Here is a 19,864-nt window from a genome sequence, read left to right as displayed (position 1 = left end):
TGCGGGCTCCGGGTGTGAGATGGTCTATTGATGTAAATATATTTATACCGCACTTCTCGTTTATATCAAGGACGCTCTCACATTGAATTAGAGAGAAGTGGCAGGAAAAGCGGGCTATTTTGCTCATTGTGAGTCCTCCTGCGGCATAATCTCGTTTACCTTGGCGGCATAATTATCCTTACACTCCGCTCGCGACCGCGCTGCCAACCTGCCACAGAGGTGTTCCACCATGCTGGCTAGTTCCATCAAGTTCGTAACCAGCAAGAGAGCGCGCCCATTGCTCGCGACAACTTCCGGATCAATGCTCACAAGATCAGTCCATTGAGGGGGAACCGGCCATATGGCGCCATCGTCGGTCTGCAACAGCAAACGTTCGCCCTGCAAGTTACTTCGCTTACCAACGCAGGGCAGCTGCCGTCCGAAAAGGGGATGAAACTGATGCGTAACCAGCACTAGCTGCTGATCTGCGCTGGGGGAGGCTGCATTCTCAGATAAGGGACAAGCGGTTGACCGAGGACAAATTCCGATGGCCGCGCCGTGAAGTGCCGGTGGTCGCGCTTACAACCGAGCAGCTCCATTGGATACTCGACGGCATTGATATCGACGCAATGGTCCGCCACCCGGTGCGGCAATACCAGGTCGCCGGCTAAGGGCGGCGCTTGGTCGGTTGACGCGGGGCGGCGGTTCAGATTCAAGACTACGATGGTACGAACCGGCGAACCGACTGTTGAAGAGTTGATGGCGCGCATTGCGGCGCTGGAGGCGCAGAACCGCCAGCTCACAGAACACGTTGTCAAACTCGAGGAAGAGCTGGCGCTTGCACGGCTTCATCGTTTTGCGCCGCGCAGCGAAAAACATGTTGATCGCCTCTTCAATGAAGCTGAACAGGTTGTTGGTAAGGACGACGCCGACCGCGAAGAGAACGATGTCGTTGACCTCCGGACACAGGGTTGCCGCCCGGTGAAAGCGCCACGGGGAAGAAGCGTGGCCGCAGGCCGCTGCCAGCAAACCTACCGCGCGAGCGCGTCGAATATGACCTTCCCGACGATCAAAAGGCTTGTCCTTGCTGTCGGAGCCAGATGCATCGCATGGGCGAGATCGTTACCGAGCAACTTCATATCGAGGTGAAGGCAAAGGTCTTGCAAAATGCTCGGTTCAAATATGCTTGCCGCAATTGCGACCGCACCGGGATCAACACGCCGATTATAACTGCGCCGATGCCCCCGCAGCCCTTGCCAGGCAGCATCGCCACGGCCTCGACGCTGGTCTTCGCGCTCGTTCACAAATACGTCGACGGTACACCACTCTACCGTCTGGCGCAGGCATTCGAACGCGCCGGCGTTCCTGTCAGCAGAGGCACTTTGGGCCACTGGGTAATCGGCTCAAGCGAAAAGCACCTGCATCGCATCTATGACGCGCTGAAACTGCGGCTCAGATCGCAGCCCCTCATTCATGGTGACGAGACAACGGTTCAGGTGCTGAAGGAAGAGAACAGGGTGGCCACCGACACATCGTATATGTGGGCCTACCGGAGCGGCGAGGACAGTGCCGAACCGATCGTGCTGCTCGATTATCAGCCAGGCCGCGGCCAGATTTACCCGCAGGCCTTCCTCGGTGATTACCGTGGGATATTGATGAGCGATGGCTACACCGCCTGGCGCACGCTGGGTGGCGCAACTCATGTTGGATGCATGGCCCATTCCAGACGGCGCTTTGTCGATGCCCTCAAGGCCAGAAAAACGGGTGGAGGGCCGCCGGAGCAAGCCCTCCGGTTCTTCGAACAGCTCTACCGGGTTGAGAGGCAGGCGCGGGAAAAAACGCCGGAGGACGGCGAGACCCAGGCCGACAGCATTCGCCGTTTCCGTCAGCAACACAGTGTCCCCATCCTCAACGCCCTCAAGGAATGGCTCGACGAAATCAAGCCGAAGGTCTTGCCTGACAGCAAGCTCGGCGACGCAATATCCTACACCCTCAATCAATGGGAATATCTGACGCGCTATACCGAGGACGGCAGGACGCCGATCGACAACAACCTTCTGGAGCGCGTGTTCAGCGACACCGTCGAAGGAGCTAACGCCAGCGCCATCGTTTACAGCCTGATGCTGACCTGTCGCGCCTGTGGCGTCGAGCCGTTAGCATGGTTGCGCCACGTTCTCACTGAGTTGCCGCAACGCGCCGTCGATACCGATGTCGACGACCTCTTACCCTTCAACTTCGTCAGCGTCGTAACTGCCTGATTACGCCACCTGCCGTTCCCACTTCGAACGTGATCTGCCGAAATCAAGCACGTCAACGTGCTGGGAAACGAGCGCTTACCCTTCATCGACACATCAAGTCCAATAAATTCCAGTCTCGACTGTTCCTCTCTATGCTGCTGGGCCCGATCCAAAACCGTGAGCCCGTTTCTTCACCCTATCGGGGAAGAGTCACCTCAAGCTTGATAATAGCGCTACACCGCCGACTCGCTCCCGCGATTATCCCATGTCCACAGTCTCCCTTGTGGACACAGAATCCCTCACTGCCACGTCTATGAACAGGTGCGGGGATTTCCGCGCTTGCGTTTCGATGGTGTCGGCAGTTCGAACGAGATATTGCGCGCACAGCATCAGCGATGAGCGTTACGAGCGGCACATGCTTCCCTGCGTTGACAGGAGTGGATGGCGACGATCCGCCGTGGCTATAGGAGCAATGCACCATTCAAACATTGGAGTTCACAATCACCTCATGATGACCTCGCGCGCCTTCAGGGCGCGCTCAATGCCGGCACAATGATCCACGCTCGTGTCTCCGTGATGTTTTGTCGCTGGCCTCCCCATGCGCACCATTATTGTGAGGTCGACCGCCTCAAATTGAAAGACTAGTTATCCGTCACCCCTACTAATGTCGCGACAGAAACCACCTAGATGTCGGCTGCGTTTTCCACCGGATTCCGTCGGAGCACCGCGGAATTCCCGCCTTGTGCAACGCATTCCTCGATGTCGTATGTCCGACCAAGCCGGACATGCGAATGGCACTACCAGCGCTATGATATTGTTTTAAAAAGATTGTCTTCTTTGGCACGATTCATGCTGTGTTATCCGCAAACGCGTCGCGACTTTGGACGATCGCCCTGTGATCGCATTCACCGGCTATGCTGTTGCCGCCGTCAAGGCGGTTATCCTGCATCTGTCCTCTTTTCCGCTCAAGGGAAGCTCCGATGAGCCACATTGCGTATGAGATGATGAGACATGAGTTCGCTGACGCTGCATGGCAAGAGCGTCATGCTGTTACTCGCGTTGACCAGTTGCGCGAATGGATGGGGGTCGACGCCGACGGCAACCTGATGCGAGACGTTGAGCTCGGCCTCGCGCGCGCGCCGATGGCGATGCGGATCACGCCCTATGTGCTGAATTTGATCGACTGGTCGAATTTCAGCCAAGACCCGATCCGAAAGCAGTTTATTCCCGTTGGAAGCGAAATTCTCCCATCTCACCCGTTGCTAAAAATGGATTCGCTACACGAACGAGAAAGTTCACCTGTAGATGGACTGGTGCATCGCTATGACGACAAGGCACTTTTACTCGCAACGGATCGCTGCCCGGTCTATTGCCGTTTTTGCACCCGCAGTTACAGTGTGGGTTTCGACACACAGTCGGTATTGAAGAAGAGGGCGTCGCCATTCCGGATTCGCTGGAATACGATTCTGAAATATCTTTGTGCGACCCCCGCCATCGTTGATGTAGTGGTGTCGGGAGGAGATTGCTTTCGCCTCAAACCTTCCCAACTTTTAGCAATCGGAAGGGACCTTCTGTCCATCCCCTCTATTCGCCGCATCAGATTTGCGACGAAAGGCCTCGCTGTGCTGCCTATGAAAGTTACAAGCGATCATGAATGGACTGAGGCCCTTATCAACATTAGCGATGCCGGTCGGAATCGGGGCGTAGAGATTTCATTTCACACCCATTTCAACCATCCTCGAGAAATCACCGACTACACGATTGCGGCTGCAGAGCTTCTTTTCAAGCGTGGAGTAAGGATGCGCAATCAGTCGGTTCTGATGGCTGGCGTCAATGACGATCCCGAGGTTATGAAACAGCTCATCAAAAAACTCTCAGACCTACATATCCAGCCGTACTACGTGTATATTTGTGATCTTGTCGACGGAATCGAGCACATGCGGTGCTCGGTGAGGCTTGCATGTCAGATAGAAAAGGCCCTACGCGGGATCACGGCCGGGTATAACACCCCGCTGTTCGTTGTCGACACGCCGGGAGGCGGTGGAAAGCGCGACGTTCACAGCTTCGAGCATTATGACAGTCAAACAGGGGTTGCTGTGTACCGGGCTCCATCTGTCCGGCCGGGTCAGCTTTTCACATATCCGGATCCTTTGCAGTCTCTCTCTCCAGATGCGCAGGCGGCATGGTTAGATCCCCAGCGCGCCCATCGTATACTGAGCGATGCGATTGAGGCGGCTCGAGCTAAATCGATGGCGGTTTGAATGAGCGACTCTGCGTCATGCATAGACGCTATCGCGGACCTGCGTGGAGACGTTGAGGAGGGCGGCCTATCGAGGCAGGTTGCAAAGCCTGGCAGAACCTCCCGAAGAGATAGCAAAGTTGTTTCCTTTCCGCATCCGGATACGCCCGATGATCCGCTGACATCTTCTGCGCGAAGGTGCGCGCCGGCTTCTGGCGTAGGCTGTTGAGGCGGAGCAGAGCCATTCCTGGCCGGGGATGGCCCTACTACCCGCAAAGATAAGCAATCGCGAAAAAAAGAGGAACACCATGATCCGCGACATGCTTGCCGCCGCCACGCCTGACTGAAACTGTGCCGCATTCCGCTAGATACCGGCCCGTCCGCCAATTGGGTATGGACCATTAAGGGAGACGAGGCGATGAGCCACCAGCCCCCGCCCGAACGCTCAGGTACGACCTGCGCGCGGGCGATCTTGCCAACCACCTGCATCCGTTCACCTAACGCTACGCATTGCTCCATGAGAGCCGGTCAAGGGTCGCCATCCATGGCGAAAAGGTCTAACCTCTGGGATATGGAAGGCCGCCAGTTGCTCGACGGGATGGTTGGGCTCTGGTGCGTCAACATTGGCTACGGCCGCAAGGAACTCAGAGAGGTGGCGCACCGGCAGATGGACCGACTCGCCTTCTACAATACGTGCTTCAAGACTTCGCATGAGCAGGTGATCGAATTGTCTGGGCACTTGGCGGAACTGACGCCCGAGGGCATCTACGACTTTTTCTTCGCCAATTCCGGCTCCGAGGCCCGACCCGGCATTTCGCCTGATGTGGACCTATTGGTCAGCAGTGGGGAAGCCCGAGCGTCATGTCGTGCTCAGCCGCGACTACGCTATCACGGTTCGACCGTCGCGGCGGCAAGCCACTGCCGATTTGCGGATAGGCATCAGATCCCCGGCCCGACTGCCGGAATCCCGCATGCGTCGGCGCCTGGGGCGCGACGAGGATGATGCCGCCTATGGCCGCGAGGGGGCCAACGCCATGGAGGCGAAAATCCTCGATATCGGGCCCGAGAACGTCGCCGCCTTCATGGGAGAACCGGGGATAGGTGCGGGCGGCGTCAAAAAATCAGTTAGGAGTAGTGACATGAATCTTGCTGAATTCGGTGCCAAAATGAGCCAGGAGTTTGAGCAGCTATCACCTCAGAATCAAAAGGCGGCTGCTTACATGATGCGCTTCCCTGAGGACGTCGCTCTGCTGTCTATGAGGGACGTTGCCAGGAAGGCCGACGTACCTGCTTCAACGCTAGTCAGGCTAGCTCAGGCACTTGGGCACTCGAGCTATGTCGATATCAAGAAGCAGTTCGCGGAGTCCTTGAAGGAGGGACGCCTGTCGTCGTTCTCGGCTCGAGCTCGAGAGCTACAAGTCCGGAACGATGCCTCCCGCGCAGATAGTCATCATCCGACGATAGCCCACGAGCATGAAGCGATATTGAGGGAAATACTTTCCCGAAATGGGCAAGACCGAATCGACTCCTTTGCGCGCCAGCTTTTGACAGTTGAAAAGCTATTCATGTTCGGAGTCCGCAGCGCGTTCGCGCCCATATATCAGTATTTCTACTTGTATCAAATGTTTCGTCAGAACGGCATCTTGGTGAATGACCCTGGCGGTGCCCGAAGCGATATGCTCGGAAAAATTCGAGAAACAGATGGCCTCCTATTGGTAAGTTTCGACCCGTATGCGCGTGAATCGGTCTTTGCTGCTCGCTTGGCCAAGCAGATGGGGGCCTCGGTTTTTGCTGTTACCGACAGCCTCGTTTCTCCTATCTCCGCCTATGCTTCCCACATCTTAACGGTACCGACGTCTATTTCTTCCTTCTTTCCTTCATTAGTCGGAGTCGGAGCGTTGCTCGAGATTGTCGTGGCAAGGCAAGTCGGTTTCGAAGGCGCGACGGCGATCGACGAACTGGCGGCAACGGACAAGCGGCTCTCCGAGTTGGGGGCATACTGGACTGAAGGGAAGAGGTCGTGAACACGTACTTCATCGCAACATCAGGTGATGTGCCGCGGGCCAGCTCACATACGATGCGAATCTCCAGGCTTCTCCCCACGACCTTCGCACGCTCTCTCCCGTCTATGTTCTGGTCATAGTGGCCTGAGCCGCCGCATCACCCCGCGATCCAGCTGAATCCGATTTCAATCCTAGGCATCCTGAAGGAATCTCAAATCATGAACAGGCCGATCGCCAGCAAAAACCAGCCCTACAATACTCTAAGCATCCGCGCTCTCGACCTGTCGCATCACATGCATCCTTTCGCAGACCAACAGGAACTCGTTTCCGATGGCGGCGTGCGTGTCATCACACGCGGTGAAGGCGTCTATTTGTGGGACAGTGAGGGCGAGCGGCTGCTCGACGGCATGGGTGGCCTGTGGTGCGTCAACATAGGCTATGGCCGCAAGGAGCTGGCTGAGGCAGCGGCGAAGCAGATGGAAGAGTTGCCCTACTACAATACGTTCTTCAAGACCACGACCCCTGCGGCCGCCGAACTGGCGGCCGAGATCGCCTCGGTCGCCCCCAACCGCCTCGACCGTGTATTCTACTCAAACTCCGGATCTGAGGCCAACGACACCAACATCCGTCTTGCCCGCCTCTACTGGGCGCGTCTGGGCAGACCCGAACGCAAGGCGATTATCTCGCGGCACAACGCCTATCACGGCAGTTCGATCGGCTCCGGTTCTCTGACAGGGTTCGATGACATGCACGACATTGCGGGCGTCCCGATCGCTGACGTCCACCACGCGCCAGCGCCCTTCTGGTGGCGTGACGGCCGCGGGCAGACCGTCGAGGCACACTGCGCATGGGCGCTCGACGGGCTGGAGGAGACGATCCTTCGGGTTGGACCGGAGAATGTAGCAGCATTTATCGGAGAGCCTGTACAGGGGGCCGGCGGCGTGCTGATCCCGCCCTCCGGCTATTGGAAGAGCGTACAGGAGATCTGTCGGAAATACGACATCTTATTGATCTGCGACGAGGTGGTCTGCGGCTTTGGCCGCACCGGAAAGTGGTTCGGTTCTCAGACCTACGCGATCGAGCCCGATATTATCACCACCGCAAAAGGCCTGTCTTCGGGTTATCTGCCGATCTCTGCTTCCGTCTTCGGGGATCGGGTGGCAAGCGTTCTGATGGACAAGCCCGGCCGAATGAGCCACGGCTATACATATTCGGGCCATCCCGTGGCGGCTGCCGTGGCGCTCGAAAACATCCGCATCCTAAAGCGCGAGCGGATCATTGAGCGCGTGGGTGAAGAGACCGGCCCCTATTTCCAGGCGAAGCTGCGCGAACTGCTCGACCATCCGCTGGTGGGCGAGGTGCGCGGCGTTGGCCTAATGGCTGCCGTCCAACTGACGCGGGACAAGGAGGAGCGGACGCCGATTGAGCCGGTTTCGAGTTTGGCAAAGCCGGTTTGGAAGCGCTGCTTCGAGACCGGACTGATCACGCGCGCTGTCGGAGAAAGCCTAGCCTTCTCGCCGCCGCTCATCATTTCGAAGGACCAGATCGATTGGCTCGTAAAGCGCCTTCGTGACAATCTCGATCAGTTCGTCTGAAGCTCTTCTGAGCAGACCGTTAGTCGGGCGATCCGCCCATTCATGAAAGGACTTCCTGCGAGCCCACGCGGCGCACCTTTACGGCGGGGCCGCGAGGTTACCAAACTTGTGCATTGAGTGAAGTTGACAATCTCAAGCGCCTCTTTGAGAATCTCGCCTTCCATCGTCTTCTTGCCGAGCAGACGCTGTAGTTCTTTGACCTGGTTCTGAAGCGCACGATATTCTGATGCCGGAACGACATCTTCCTCGGCAGCGGTTGCCGTCAGAGCCCCTTGGGTGGCAAGATTACGCGAGGTGAACAACTGGTTCGGCTGGATGCCATAGCGGCGAGCAACAATGCTCACCGTGGCGTCCGCCTCATAAGTCTCCTGAATAATGGCAAGCTTCTCTGCCGTCGACCAGCGACGGCGGCGCTCAGGGCCGGACAGGACTTCTATCTTAGGACTGTGACTGGTCATAATGGGCACATTACCTCGCACACTTGTTAAGTGGGAGATCCTGTCCGGATATTTATGGGGCCATTACATCATCTACAATCAACCGCTTGACGACGGACTCGAGGTCTTCGATCGCGATGCTCGTAAGGAGTTCTAATTGGTGTTCCATGAAGAAATGGTCGCCGGCGCAAAAATGAGCCTTGAACTCCTTCGTGGTATGCTCTTTCCAGCCGAAAATTTGGTCGCCCGTAACATAGGGATCGATGCGGCCGCCGACCGCAGTGATGGGAGCGTCGAGCGGAGGATGAGAACCGTAGCGATAGGCGTTGTTGATCGCATAATCGGCTTGTATAATCGGAAGCATCACCGCGCGCATCTCGGGATCTTCAAACAGCGCCTTATTGTTGGCGAAATTTACCTCCTTTAGCATCTCAACGAACTCGCTCTCGTTGAGTTCGTGTTCGGCCCTGCCGGTCTCGTGATTGAACTGCTGGACATCGATGGCGAACTGGTCGTCATTGTAGCTCTGCGGCGAGCGAGCACCGGCCACGAAGAAGTGTTCCGGCTCCAGGCCGTGATCGCGACGCACCCGCTGGGCAACCTCAAAGGCCTGCACGGCGCCTAAGCAAAACCCGAAGAACGCGAACGGTTTTTCCTTAAGGTAAGGAAGCATCTCCGGTACGATGCCGTCGACCACGTCCTCCATCCTTGCCCAGTAGCCTTCTGCCAGGCGCGCACTGCGGCCTGGCATCTGCACGATGCCAAGCTCGATATGATCAGGCATCTTGTCGATCCAGCGCTGGAATACGAGGGGGCCGCCGCCGGCGTACGGAAAGCAGATAAGGCGGATCGGGGCGTCGGGCTTCGGGCGCGGAATGATCACCGCGCTCTTGTTGTAGCCCTGAGCGCTGTCGACCACGACTGGCGCTGTCAGTACCGCCTTTCCACCCCGGAGAGCGGCGGTCACCTGTGTTTCAGTATCGGCCGCCATCTCCGCGATTGAGGCACCCATCACGAGCTTCTGGAGCGAAACCTTGATGCCGGTCTTGGCGAGTTCGTTGCGAAACTCAATTGTAGCCAAGGAGTCGAAGCCCATCTGGTTGAGCGATGCGTCCATCGGAAGGCTGTCCGGATCGGCGATCCCCAGCACACCGGCGACTTCTCCGCGCAAGAAGCTTTCGATCGCGCGACCCCGTTCGCTTGGCGCGACCAAGCCAAAGAGCCTCGCAAGTGGGTCTGTCGCCTCGTCGTTATTGGCCGTCTGCGGATTCTTGTGCACATTCATCAGAGGCGTGAGCCAAGCGGGCGGCTTCCCGTACTGCTTTTTGGCAAAACGTTCCCACAGGATCGGTGCTGCGGTGAGGGTGCCAGTCGAGGCGAACAGGCCCCCCAACCGCTCGATCGCCTCCCGATTGCGGATCGCGAGCAGGCCGAGATCCGTCAGACGCTTGCGCAGGCATTCGTCCAGTCCGGATGCCATGCCGGCTTCCGCCCAGGGACCCCATTCGATGCTGACACCTGGCAGACCCTCGGCGTTGCGGCCCTCAACAATGCGGTTCATCGCAGCATTGGCCGCCACGTAGGCCGCTTGACCCTTCATACCGAGAAGCGCGCTAACCGAGGAGAAGCACACGAAGAAGTCAGGTGAGAATCGACGGCTTGCTTTGTCGAGTACTAGGGTACCCTGGAGTTTGGCCAAGAGAGCGCGTTCGAGCTCACTCGCGTCCTCAATAGATCCGAGGGTGGCATCCTGAACGATGCCAGCGGTGTGGACAATCCCGCCAAGTTGATGGCCCGCCTCCGAGAGATCGGTTAGAATTCTTTCGACTCCGGCCTGGTCGGCGATGTCAACCGCGTGCGCCTCGATCTCAGCGCCGGAACGGCGCAGGGCTTCGAGCCGTCTCCGTTTGGCGCCGTCCGCGACGTCCCTGTTGAGAAGCGCGAGGCGGCGCGCACCACGATTGATCAGCCATTCGCCCACTAGCGATCCGAGAGCGCCAAGCCCGCCCGTGATGAGATAGGTCTTCTGCGGATCGACCGAGCAATCCGTACCGACATCGCTGCATTCGCTGAGGCGTAGCACGTACCGCTCCTCGCCGCGCACGGCGTAGGCGGTCTCCGACCCAGAGCCACCGAAGATAATGCCGACCGCGGCCGCGATCTCCGCATCGCTCGGATCCGCGCTGAGATCGATGTCCCCTCCCCACAGATCGGGTTGTTCGCTCGCCAGCACCATCGCCAATCCATGCAGGGAGGCGCTGACCAGTGAGGCGGGACGAGCTGCGTCTGGAATTGGTTTATCTTTTTGGGGCACGGTCCGGCCGGCTTGGCCGACGACCCAAATTTTCGCCCTCGCCAGATTGCAATGCTTGGTGGCTGTCTGAACCGCCTGGACAAAATGCGTCAGGGTGGCGGCGTGGCTGTGCGCCGCCTCGCCGATCTGTCCACTTGACGCGCCTTTCGGGCTCTCATGGGCTACGATGATTCCGGCGACATACCCGTCCAGCACACCGCCAATGAGACCTTTTTCGATGTTCGAGAGAACGACCGCTGTCTGTTTGGCTCCTTCGCTCTTCCCCTCGATCGCGTGGGCTAAACGCCCGGCGAGACCCAGGGCATTGCCGACGATAAACCAGACTGCCTGGTCTTTCGGCGGTTGCGGCGCCGACTGCTTTTCCACGTGCCATTCGCGGCGGCAGTGCCATGCCAGCCGGTCACTTGGTTTCGGGTCGATCCAGTGATGCTGACGCTCGAAGGGATAGAGGGGAAGATCGACGAACCTGCGTTCATTATCCGGCAGATCGGTGAGCGTATCGATCGTAAGGCCGCCGAGGAAAAGGCGGCCTGCCGTCTCGGCGAGGACCTCTTCGTCATTGCGGTTGCGATGCAGGCTCGAGACGAATTGCGACGGCGAGGCAAGGCCATCTAGGGCCGCCTGCGCAATCGGAGTTAGGACCGGGTGCGGTCCGATTTCGAGGAAGAGATTCGCCCCAATTTGTTCCGCCGCTATCATGCCCCGATGGAACAGAACGGGCTGGCGAACGTGTTCGGTCCAGTAGCGGGCATTAGCGACGTTTTCGCCAGCGACCTTACCCGTCATCGCACTGATCAGTCGCCCGTCTGGCTTGGAAAAATCGAGGGTGCTCGCGAACGCCTCAAACTCTTCGAGAATCGGATCCATGAGATGCGAATGAAAGGCGTGCGAGACCTTCAACTGTGTTGTGCTGACGCCTTCTTTCTTGGCGACCTTGATCAGCGTTTCAAGCGCGTTCGTCTCGCCCGCGACCACCGTATTGGCTGGTCCGTTCTCGGCTGCGATGGCGAGCTCGACTTCGGCGTCCCGGATCATCTGATGGGCTGTGTTCGCATCAGCCGTCAATGCGACCATGCCGCCATTGCGCGGAAGCCTACCCATCAATTCGCCGCGCTTGGTAATCAGCTTCAGGCCGTCCTCCAATGAGAACACGCCGGCAAGATAGGCCGCCACGTATTCTCCGATGCTGTGGCCGATAACGATCTTTGGGACAAAGCCCTTAGCCTTGAAAACTCGGGCGAGTGCGAGTTCGATCGCGAACAGGGCGGGCTGGGTATATTCAGTATCGTGAACGAAATGGGCGAGCGTCCCGTCACCGTAAAGGATCTCGCCCAACCCGTGTTTGCGAAGCCGTGAGATTACCGCGTCACAGGCGTCGAAGGCTTCGCGGAAGATCGGATTGCTCTCGTAGAGTCCGCGCCCCATATCTTCGCCCTGGCCGCCCTGTCCGGTGAACAGCGCGGCGGGAACCACGTGTTTGGAGACGTCAACACGGCCATAATCGCTTGCGCGAAGACTCTCGGCCAACTCCCTAGTTGTCCGACCGGTCGCGAAACTACGATACTCAAAAGCGCGGCGGGCGGTGTTCGCAGTGAAGCAGATGGCGTCGCGCTCGCTGGGCTGTGCGGTCTCGAGTCGCAAGGCAAAATTCTTCGCCATGGCGCGCAGGGCCTGTGGCGTGCGTGCCGAAATGTTCAGCGTACGAGGGACGTCCGGGTGGTGCGGCGCATCGTTCGGCTGAGATGAACCGCCCGTCTCGCTCGGTGCTTCTTCCAAAATGACATGGGCATTCGTTCCGCCCACGCCGAACGAACTGATGCCCGCGCGCCGCGGACCCTCGGACGTCCAGGGCACAGCGCTCGCCGGCACGACAAAGGGAAGGCGATCGAAGTTGATCTCCGGATTGGGCGTCTTGAAATTGACCGCCGGCGGCAAGGTTCGCGACTTCAGTGCCATGACCGTCTTGATTACACCCGCGACGCCTGAAGCGGCGATCGTATGGCCGATATTGGCCTTCACCGAACCAAGGGTGATTGGCGCGACATCCGCCGGCAAACCAGCAAAGACTTCGCTGAGGGCTTCGATCTCGATCGGATCACCCAGTTTCGTGCCCGTTCCATGCATCTCCATGTAGGAGATTGTTTCCGGCGCGAGCGAGCTGTTCATGAGTGCTCTTGCGACGACGCTCGATTGGCCCTCGATGCTCGGCGCCGAAAAGCTGATCTTGTCGTTTCCGTCATTGTTGATAGCCGATCCGCGAATAACAGCGTGGATGGTGTCACCCTCGGCAAGCGCGTCATCGAGACGTCGAAGCGCAAGCACGCCGACGCCACTCGAAAACACCGTGCCGCTGGCCTCGGCATCGAACGGACGGCAGTGCCCATCGCTTGACAAGATCATGCCCTCTTGATGCCGATACCCAGCACCGTCGGGGATAATTGCCGTGACACCGCCCGCCAGTGCCAAGTCGCATTCGCCGTTATGGAGACCGCTGCAGGCCAGATGTAGACTTACGAGTGAGGTCGAACAAGCTGTTTGGACGTTGACGGCAGGGCCGATGAGGTTGAGGCGATGGGCCGCCCGAGTCGCTAGGTAATCCTTATCGTTTCCCAGCATGGCCTGGAAGCCGGACATTGTGTCGAGCATGCCTTCCTTGCTGAAATCGTGCGAGCCGGCTACGATTCTAGCAAAATAGCTATTCGGGCCGGAGCCGGCATAGATGCCCGTTGTCATCTCGCTCGAACTGACGGCGTAGCCAGCATCTTCGATGGCGTGCCAAATGCTTTCCAGGAATAGTCGGTGCTGCGGATCGAGGAGAGCCGCCTCACGAGGCATGATGCCGAAGAAGTCAGCGTCGAAGTAGCTGAGGCCCATAAGCGGGGCGCCGTGGCGGATATAATCGTCTGCTTCCCAATCCTCGGGCTCGACGCCCGCGCCGGCGAGTTCAACATCCGACAACTGACGGACGCTCTCGCGTCCGGCAATAATGTTTTCCCAGAACGCCTTGGGCGTATCAGCATCGGGGAACCGGCAGGCCATGCCAATAATTGCGATGGGCGTAGCTCTGTGAATGGGGCCGTTCATTTTCACCTCGTCTCTGCTCCGGTCATCTGGACGTTGGCTTCCGGAGCGCCTTAATCTGTGGTCTGGAGCGGGTCATCGGTGCGCAGATCAGCGCCGGGAAGCGCGTCTTTTGGTCGACATGCGCCGGGTTGCGAGATCAGCCAACGTCGTGTTCGATGCATCGCCCTTCGCCGATTTTCCCGATAAAAAGTCTGCAAGCTCCCTCGGCGAAGGATGCCGGAAAACCATGATCGCTGACATGTTTATACCAAACTGGCGGCGAAGGCGGCGTTGAAGCTCCGGGATCATGATCGAACGCGCGCCGAAATCGAACACGTTGTCCGAATCCGCGAGCGAGGGATGGTCCAGAAGCTCCTGCCAGTGGGAGGTAATCGCGCCGCACAGATCACCGCCCTTCGCCAATCCGCTTGTATTGGCACTGGCAGCCTTGTCGACAGGCGGTGTCGAGGTCTTGACCTTTTCGGCACACAGCTTTTCGGCGATTGATTTGCGATCGACCTTGCCACTCGCCGTTTTGGGCATCGCGCCGATGATCTGGACACGGTCCGGCGTCATGTAGCCAGGGAGCATCTTACGGACATGCGCGCGAATTGCTGTCTCGAGACCGGCGGTTGGCGCCCAATCTTTGCTCGTTAGGCAGGCGATCAGCCGCCCCGGTCCATTTGCATCACGTTTGAAAACCATGGCGACTTCGGCCACGTCCGGGTGATCAGCTATAACGCTCTCAATTTCCCCGAGTTCTACCCTGTGGCCGTCGATTTTGATTTGATCGTCACGGCGACCACAAAAGAAAAAACAGCCACTTTCATCTGACGTCGCAAAGTCTCCGGTCCGATACAATCTCGTTGACGTGCCGTTAACATCAATAGTTACGAATCGTTCCTCTGTCCGCTCGTTATCCTGGAAATAACCCTGTGCGAGACAAACGCCACCGATATAGAGCTCTCCCACCTCACGTGACCTCACCGGTCGCGCATCTTCATCTAAAATAAGGAGTTCGACATTCGGCAGAGCCCGACCGATCGGTGGCAACCTAGGCCATTCGGTTGGATTGCCGTCAAGCTCGTGACAGGAGACGACGTGGGTCTCGGAGGGACCGTACTGATTGAAGAGCCGACACTGGGGGAGCTTGTCGAAAAACTCTCGCAAAGCGGAAGAGACCACGAGCTGTTCGCCGGCGGTGTGGATCTCGCGTAGACAGTGGGGAAACACATTGCGCTCCACGCAACTCGACGCCAATTGCTGGAGGGCGACAAATGGCAGGAACAGTCGTTCCACCCGGGCACGCTGTATCTCGTCGGAAAGCAAATCGGGGTCGATCCGCTGTTCATTCGTTAGAATGACGATACGGCCACCGCAGCAGAGGGTGGAGAAGATCTCCTGAAACGATACATCAAACGAAATAGGGGCGAACTGAGCGGTTGCCGCATTGTCTGACAGGGTCGAAAGTTCGATCTGCCAATCCACCAGGTTTTGAAGCGCTGCTCCTCTCATGTCGACTGCCTTCGGCTTGCCAGTTGAACCCGAGGTAAAGATAACGTAGCCACTGGACTTTGGCGGCAGCGCCACATCTCCGTTCGACGGTCCACCGTCGGCTGCGCGCACTCTAACTTTCTCGACGAGCACTGGCGAGCCCGACGAGACATCCTCGAGACTCGCCGAGTAGACGGCTGAAGAACTGAGGAGCACGCTCGGCTTCACTTGCGCAAGCATCTCGCGAATGCGACTCTCTGGAAGATTGGGTTCCACAGGAACGTAGGGAACACCCAGGATTTGACAGCCGAGGATCGCCGCGATCCGGTCAACGCCGATGGGAAGATGGATTGCGACGCGGTCCAAACCCCCTTTACGTCCAGTTTTTAGGGCGCAAGCTATCTCACGGGCTCGCCGCCACAAATCCATGTAGTTGATCACTTCTGTTCCGTAAATTACAGCCGGACGAAAAGGAAATTTGGATGCATGCCGAAGCACAGACGACGCAATAGTCTGCTCTGAAGGACTTTTGGCGTTGTATAAACTCTGCATAATTCTTCTTTCGGCATGCTATGGCATCGTTGAATAGGTTTTTTACCTTATCGGCGGAAGTTGCACAGTCAATCGGTTTACAAAAACTTAATATGTTCTTAATATTTCGGGCGAAGAGTGCGGGGATGCCGGAAAGCAGCGCGGTTGCCCGAGACCTTACACTCCGACCATGTCCGAGACGAAGCAGCGGATCGAACGGCTGACAGACGGATCGAAGGGGCCAACGAACCTGGCGAAACAAACCAGCGTTTGGTTACGATCCCGGTGTGGGAATGATGTCCGCAACGATTGCCGCAGCCACCATCCCGGATGTCGGCAACTTCGTGTGCGAGGGACTTTGCGGCCTGTCGCGACCTTACTCCCAAGCCTCACTTCACCGGAGGCAAGCATTCGTAGACGCGCAGACGATCCACGAAATCGCGGATCGAACCAAAGTCTCAACCAAGTCTTGACTGAGTGAAACTAGGGAGAGGTGCGTTCGCCTGACTATCGATGGTTCGGCTCTGTCTTGGCTTGAATTTCGGAATACCCGCGATCACCACAGCGATGAAGGCGCTGGCCAATGCACTCCTGCGTCCAGTCACCCGCACATAGGTCACCTAGTGCTGCGACGGGCACAAGGTACAAGTCTGTTGCCACTTCGAGACACGATTGCGCGTTCCTAGGCACGGCCTTGATTTCCCGCACGATTCTTCAGGTCAGACTTGTTAAGAATCGCAAGAACCTGCTCATGCGCTTCAATGATGTTGCGCTCGAGGGCGTCGGCGGCAGCCAAGCCGTTGCCTTTCTCCAACTGGTCGATTATTTCGCGATGATTTTGGTGGTCCGCAACAACTTTTGTTTCTTTCCGCCTGAGCCCGAGGACCGGGCCCGCCTGGAGCCAATGCGCCTCGATCGTGTTCATCAAGACCTTGTTTTGAGAGAGATTGTACACGGTAAAATGAAACAGTTGGTTTAGCTTCAGATACTCTTTGAGGTCAGCTTTCTTTTCCAGATTGAGCAGATTCATTTTGTCGTCAATTTCTCTGACATAGTTCAGAATCTTGCCAGAAGATTTCTTTGCGCCCCAGATTATCGCCTGCCGTTCATTCAGAAGGCGCACTTGCAGTAGATCGCGGAGGCCTTCAGCAGTGATCATTGGAACGCGCGCGGATTGTCGCGGCGCCCGTTCGAGTATGTCGATGCCGCTGAGCCGGTTGAGCGACTCGCGGATCGGCATGTGGCTGGTGCCGAATGCGGCAGCCAGATCGTTGAGACGCATCGGCTGCCCGGGCCAAAATTCCCCAGACATCAATGCGTTCTTCAGTTCCGTATAGACATGCTCAATAGTCGAACTCGGGGAAGCCTTGAATGGTGGTATTTCGTACTTCGAGCGTTGTGACATTTGGGTTGATCTCCAAAATCGGGTATTATCGGGGTCATTCATAAGCGGAGGCGTCTGACATGAACTTCCAAGGTATGAGGGCTTCGATTTCGGATGCGGGCCAGACCTGAGTAATGCGGGTCCGCGAGAGCCAGTCGAGCGGATCAACGCGATTCATTTTGTAGGTGCAAGCGTGCGACTATCGTTCGGCGATGGTGGAACTGATCTCGATGCGGCGGTCCATCAGAAAGCGTTCCAGCGCTTCGCGCCGGCTGAGCGCGTACCGGCTCGGCGGTTTTAGATTTTCTCGAGAATTTCCCCAGTTCCTTGCCCCGGAGCTCGAAGAGGCCAGCGACCATAGCTGAGGATTTCAGGTGGGGCCGGATGGTGCGGCTGTCGGCAATCTTCCCGCGAACTTCACCCTCGATGTGCCAGAGATCGGTGATTGCGGGTACAGCGTCTGTGGCGGCCTGCGAGATTCCGCTTATGTGCAGGTCACAAAACTTGCGCCGTAGATATCCCCAACATCCCGCAAGCTGTGCCGTTTCGTTGCTGCCGGTTTTTGCCCGCGTCTTGACGAGATCGGTAGAAGCCGAGTAGCCATCCACTTGCAGGATGCCGGTGAATCTGGAGAGATGACGCATCACGCGATCCGCACTTTGCTGTCTTCAAGACGATATGCCACCATCGGCGGACTTGTTCCACCATAGGCGCGGTCGTCGCGTTCGTAAGCTTTTTGGTTTTCCCCAAACGGCGCGCAAGAGCCGGCAGGGTCGTCTCGTCGGCAAAAGATCCTTCCGCCCTGCTTGACCCTATCCTGATTATAATCTGTCAGCATCCGCAGTTTGAAGCCGAGATGCTCTATCCATTGGGCCATCAGCGATCGGCTGATCTCCGCACCCAGATAGATTGCTTCCTGGCGATAAAGAGGAAGACTGCCGGAGTATTTGGAAACGGCGATATAGGGCGGCAGCCCGTCTTCGATGAGGTGTGTCGGTGTCAGGGCTTGGACCGCCCCGTCGCTGCTCCGAAAAGCGTATTTGGGACAACGCGTCACGACAACACTGAACGTCGGCGGCAGGACGCCTAGATGTTCCCAGCGGTCCTGATCGATCAAAACCTTTTCCAGCACTTTGACCCCGGCCGAAATCGCCGGCTCTATGACCTCCTCGATGCACTCGAGATGTGCGGCAAAAACCTTGCGCGAACGGGGCGCTCGCGTCGGTTTGTCTTTGGCTGCGCAGTCGAATTCACTGAGGATTTCTGATAGGCCGGTTTCCACTTCTTCGAAGGCAAACGAGACCCGTTCCTCATTGGCCACGAGGCGGAGCCGGTCGGCGCGCTCGCCATTTTGCTTGCGCTGCAAAACCCGAGCTGTTTCTGGGCCACAATCAAGCTTCTGTACGCCTTCAGGACTGGCCATTTATGTCAGTTGCCCGGTTCTTCGAGGCAATAACCGGCCGACCTGATCGTGCGAATGATCCGGCGAGGTGAGGACGTCCCCAGCGTTCTTCTGAGCCGGCTGATATGAACATCGACGGTGCGTTCACCCACGTGGATATTGTCAGGCCAGACTGCGCGAATCAAATCGCCTCGGCTAAAGGTCTTCTGAGGATGCTCAAGCAGGTGCCGGAGCAAGTTGAACTCAATCGGTCCGAGATGTATCTCTTGGCCACTGCAGCGCACCCGGTACGTATCAACCATCATTTCAAGGTCGCCACAGCAAAGCGATCGGCCGTGTGGCGCCGGTGGCGCCGAAACTGTCTTCGCGCGCAGATAGTCGATTACCTTAGCCGGCGCGACTGGACGTATGAAGCTCTCGTCAATGCCGGCCTTCAAGAGGTCGAGTTGCTGGCTTCCGGCTCCCGGCGGGATCAACGCAACGACAGGTACATCGCCAAGCTGGAGCTTTCGCTTCAGTCGAACGCAGCTTTTGGAGAATGCCACGCTCGTGGGCTGGCAGTCCAACACCACAGCCTGCGCATCCCGTTCGTCGACCATTGCAAGCACTTCCTCAAAGCCGCCGGCCAATCCACTCGCGAAGCCGGCCATCCTCAGGATGTGGCTGTAATTTAAATAGAACTCCGCGTCTTGCGAACAAATCAGGACCATTGGGTTCATCGGCGCTCTGCTTATCCCTTCATTGCGATTTGATGCCGATTTGCCATGTTGCTCAACTCTCTTGTTCAAACAATCGCGACAGCGCGCGACAGGGTGGCATTTCGAGCCAGCCGGCTCGCGGTGAAGAACTTCAAGATCTGTGCCGTTTGTATGATCGATTTTGAAAGAAATTTTGCAATTTCATTACAACAAGTTAACCTGATTCAACCTTAGAAAGGCCTCAACAAAATTTTGTCATGGATGCGACAAAGCGGCGGAATCTGTCGGATCCGATACGTGCGATCGCAATACTTGCTACAGGCAGAAGTGTGTCGACGGCTGCGCGTTTTAGGCGCGAGCCAGACCATGCGCATCAAGAAGCATCATGTGGGCCGCTCCGATCTTTCAGCCCTCTGGTCCAGAAGGGCGAAGAGGGCGAAGGCGACGATGAAACTTCGCAAGGAACTGGTGGGCCAAATCTCGTTCCA

Annotated in this window: 10 protein-coding genes and 4 pseudogenes; 7 read left to right on the top strand and 7 right to left on the bottom strand. The window is 57.5% G+C overall.

Annotated features, from left to right (window positions below; all coding sequences use genetic code 11):
- Positions 1–123: 123 nt before the first annotated feature.
- Positions 124–453 carry a DUF5372 family protein gene (locus tag QMO80_RS33120; RefSeq protein ID WP_164865583.1) on the bottom strand — a complete coding sequence of 110 codons (330 nt, stop codon included), beginning with the start codon at positions 451–453 and terminating at the stop codon, positions 124–126.
- 53 nt (positions 454–506) lie between these two features.
- Here QMO80_RS33120 and tnpB point away from each other — a divergent pair, with 53 nt between their 5' ends.
- The 6 genes and pseudogenes from tnpB to QMO80_RS32975 all read left to right on the top strand — a co-directional run bounded on the left by tnpB (position 507) and on the right by QMO80_RS32975 (position 8,053).
- Positions 507–650, top strand: coding sequence for an IS66 family insertion sequence element accessory protein TnpB (tnpB, locus tag QMO80_RS33000; protein WP_164865584.1), 144 nt, complete (start codon positions 507–509; stop codon positions 648–650).
- A 52-nt stretch (positions 651–702) separates the two neighbouring features.
- A pseudogene (locus QMO80_RS32995) lies at positions 703–2,237 on the top strand (IS66 family transposase).
- 959 nt (positions 2,238–3,196) lie between these two features.
- The gene (locus QMO80_RS32990) at positions 3,197–4,477 is read left to right on the top strand and encodes a KamA family radical SAM protein (RefSeq protein ID WP_283201827.1); all 1,281 of its coding nucleotides are present in this window, start codon (positions 3,197–3,199) and stop codon (positions 4,475–4,477) included.
- Positions 4,478–4,999: 522 nt separating this feature from the next.
- Positions 5,000–5,458 (top strand): aminotransferase class III-fold pyridoxal phosphate-dependent enzyme, encoded by a 459-nt coding sequence (locus tag QMO80_RS32985; protein WP_283201826.1) that lies wholly within the window; start codon positions 5,000–5,002, stop codon positions 5,456–5,458.
- Positions 5,427–6,479 carry a MurR/RpiR family transcriptional regulator gene (locus QMO80_RS32980; protein WP_283201825.1) on the top strand — a complete coding sequence of 351 codons (1,053 nt, stop codon included), beginning with the start codon at positions 5,427–5,429 and terminating at the stop codon, positions 6,477–6,479. The genes QMO80_RS32985 and QMO80_RS32980 overlap by 32 nt, the downstream gene beginning before the upstream one ends.
- Positions 6,480–6,676: 197 nt before the next feature.
- Positions 6,677–8,053 carry an aminotransferase gene (locus tag QMO80_RS32975; RefSeq protein ID WP_283201824.1) on the top strand — a complete coding sequence of 459 codons (1,377 nt, stop codon included), beginning with the start codon at positions 6,677–6,679 and terminating at the stop codon, positions 8,051–8,053.
- A 128-nt stretch (positions 8,054–8,181) separates the two neighbouring features.
- Here the strand turns inward: QMO80_RS32975 and QMO80_RS32970 are convergent.
- The 3 genes and pseudogenes from QMO80_RS32970 to QMO80_RS32960 all read right to left on the bottom strand — a co-directional run.
- Positions 8,182–8,511 (bottom strand): annotated as a pseudogene (locus QMO80_RS32970) (transposase); the annotation flags it as partial.
- 52 nt (positions 8,512–8,563) lie between these two features.
- Positions 8,564–13,888 carry a type I polyketide synthase gene (locus QMO80_RS32965; RefSeq protein ID WP_127758566.1) on the bottom strand — a complete coding sequence of 1,775 codons (5,325 nt, stop codon included), beginning with the start codon at positions 13,886–13,888 and terminating at the stop codon, positions 8,564–8,566.
- An 87-nt stretch (positions 13,889–13,975) separates the two neighbouring features.
- Entirely contained in the window at positions 13,976–15,802 is a 1,827-nt protein-coding gene (locus QMO80_RS32960) for an amino acid adenylation domain-containing protein (RefSeq protein WP_283201823.1), read from the bottom strand.
- A gap of 236 nt (positions 15,803–16,038) precedes the next feature.
- Between QMO80_RS32960 and QMO80_RS32955 the strand changes: the two are divergent.
- Positions 16,039–16,300, top strand: a pseudogene (locus QMO80_RS32955) (transposase); the annotation flags it as partial.
- Between the two features lie 274 nt (positions 16,301–16,574).
- Here QMO80_RS32955 and QMO80_RS32950 read toward each other — a convergent pair.
- The 3 genes and pseudogenes from QMO80_RS32950 to QMO80_RS32940 all read right to left on the bottom strand — a co-directional run bounded on the left by QMO80_RS32950 (position 16,575) and on the right by QMO80_RS32940 (position 19,397).
- Positions 16,575–17,297 carry a GntR family transcriptional regulator gene (locus QMO80_RS32950; RefSeq protein WP_245483072.1) on the bottom strand — a complete coding sequence of 241 codons (723 nt, stop codon included), beginning with the start codon at positions 17,295–17,297 and terminating at the stop codon, positions 16,575–16,577.
- A gap of 34 nt (positions 17,298–17,331) precedes the next feature.
- Positions 17,332–18,648 (bottom strand): annotated as a pseudogene (locus QMO80_RS32945) (transposase); the annotation flags it as partial.
- A gap of 56 nt (positions 18,649–18,704) precedes the next feature.
- A complete protein-coding gene (locus tag QMO80_RS32940; protein ID WP_127758567.1) occupies positions 18,705–19,397 on the bottom strand; it encodes a response regulator transcription factor in 693 nt (230 codons plus the stop codon).
- Between the last annotated feature and the right edge of the window lie 467 nt (positions 19,398–19,864).

The organism is Rhizobium sp. BT03, from assembly GCF_030053155.1.
Classification (GTDB): Bacteria; Pseudomonadota; Alphaproteobacteria; order Rhizobiales; family Rhizobiaceae; genus Rhizobium.
The sequence above is the reverse complement of the archived record's forward strand: the minus strand, read 5'-3'. Positions and strand labels throughout refer to the sequence as shown.

Coding starts and splice junctions, on each gene's coding strand:
- QMO80_RS32950 (WP_245483072.1), bottom strand. CDS start 17,297: ATGTCACAACGCTCGAAGTACGAAATACCACCATTCAAGGCTTCCCCG.
- QMO80_RS32980 (WP_283201825.1), top strand. CDS start 5,427: ATGCGTCGGCGCCTGGGGCGCGACGAGGATGATGCCGCCTATGGCCGC.
- QMO80_RS32940 (WP_127758567.1), bottom strand. CDS start 19,397: ATGAACCCAATGGTCCTGATTTGTTCGCAAGACGCGGAGTTCTATTTA.
- QMO80_RS32990 (WP_283201827.1), top strand. CDS start 3,197: ATGAGCCACATTGCGTATGAGATGATGAGACATGAGTTCGCTGACGCT.
- QMO80_RS32985 (WP_283201826.1), top strand. CDS start 5,000: ATGGCGAAAAGGTCTAACCTCTGGGATATGGAAGGCCGCCAGTTGCTC.
- QMO80_RS32965 (WP_127758566.1), bottom strand. CDS start 13,888: ATGAACGGCCCCATTCACAGAGCTACGCCCATCGCAATTATTGGCATG.
- QMO80_RS32975 (WP_283201824.1), top strand. CDS start 6,677: ATGAACAGGCCGATCGCCAGCAAAAACCAGCCCTACAATACTCTAAGC.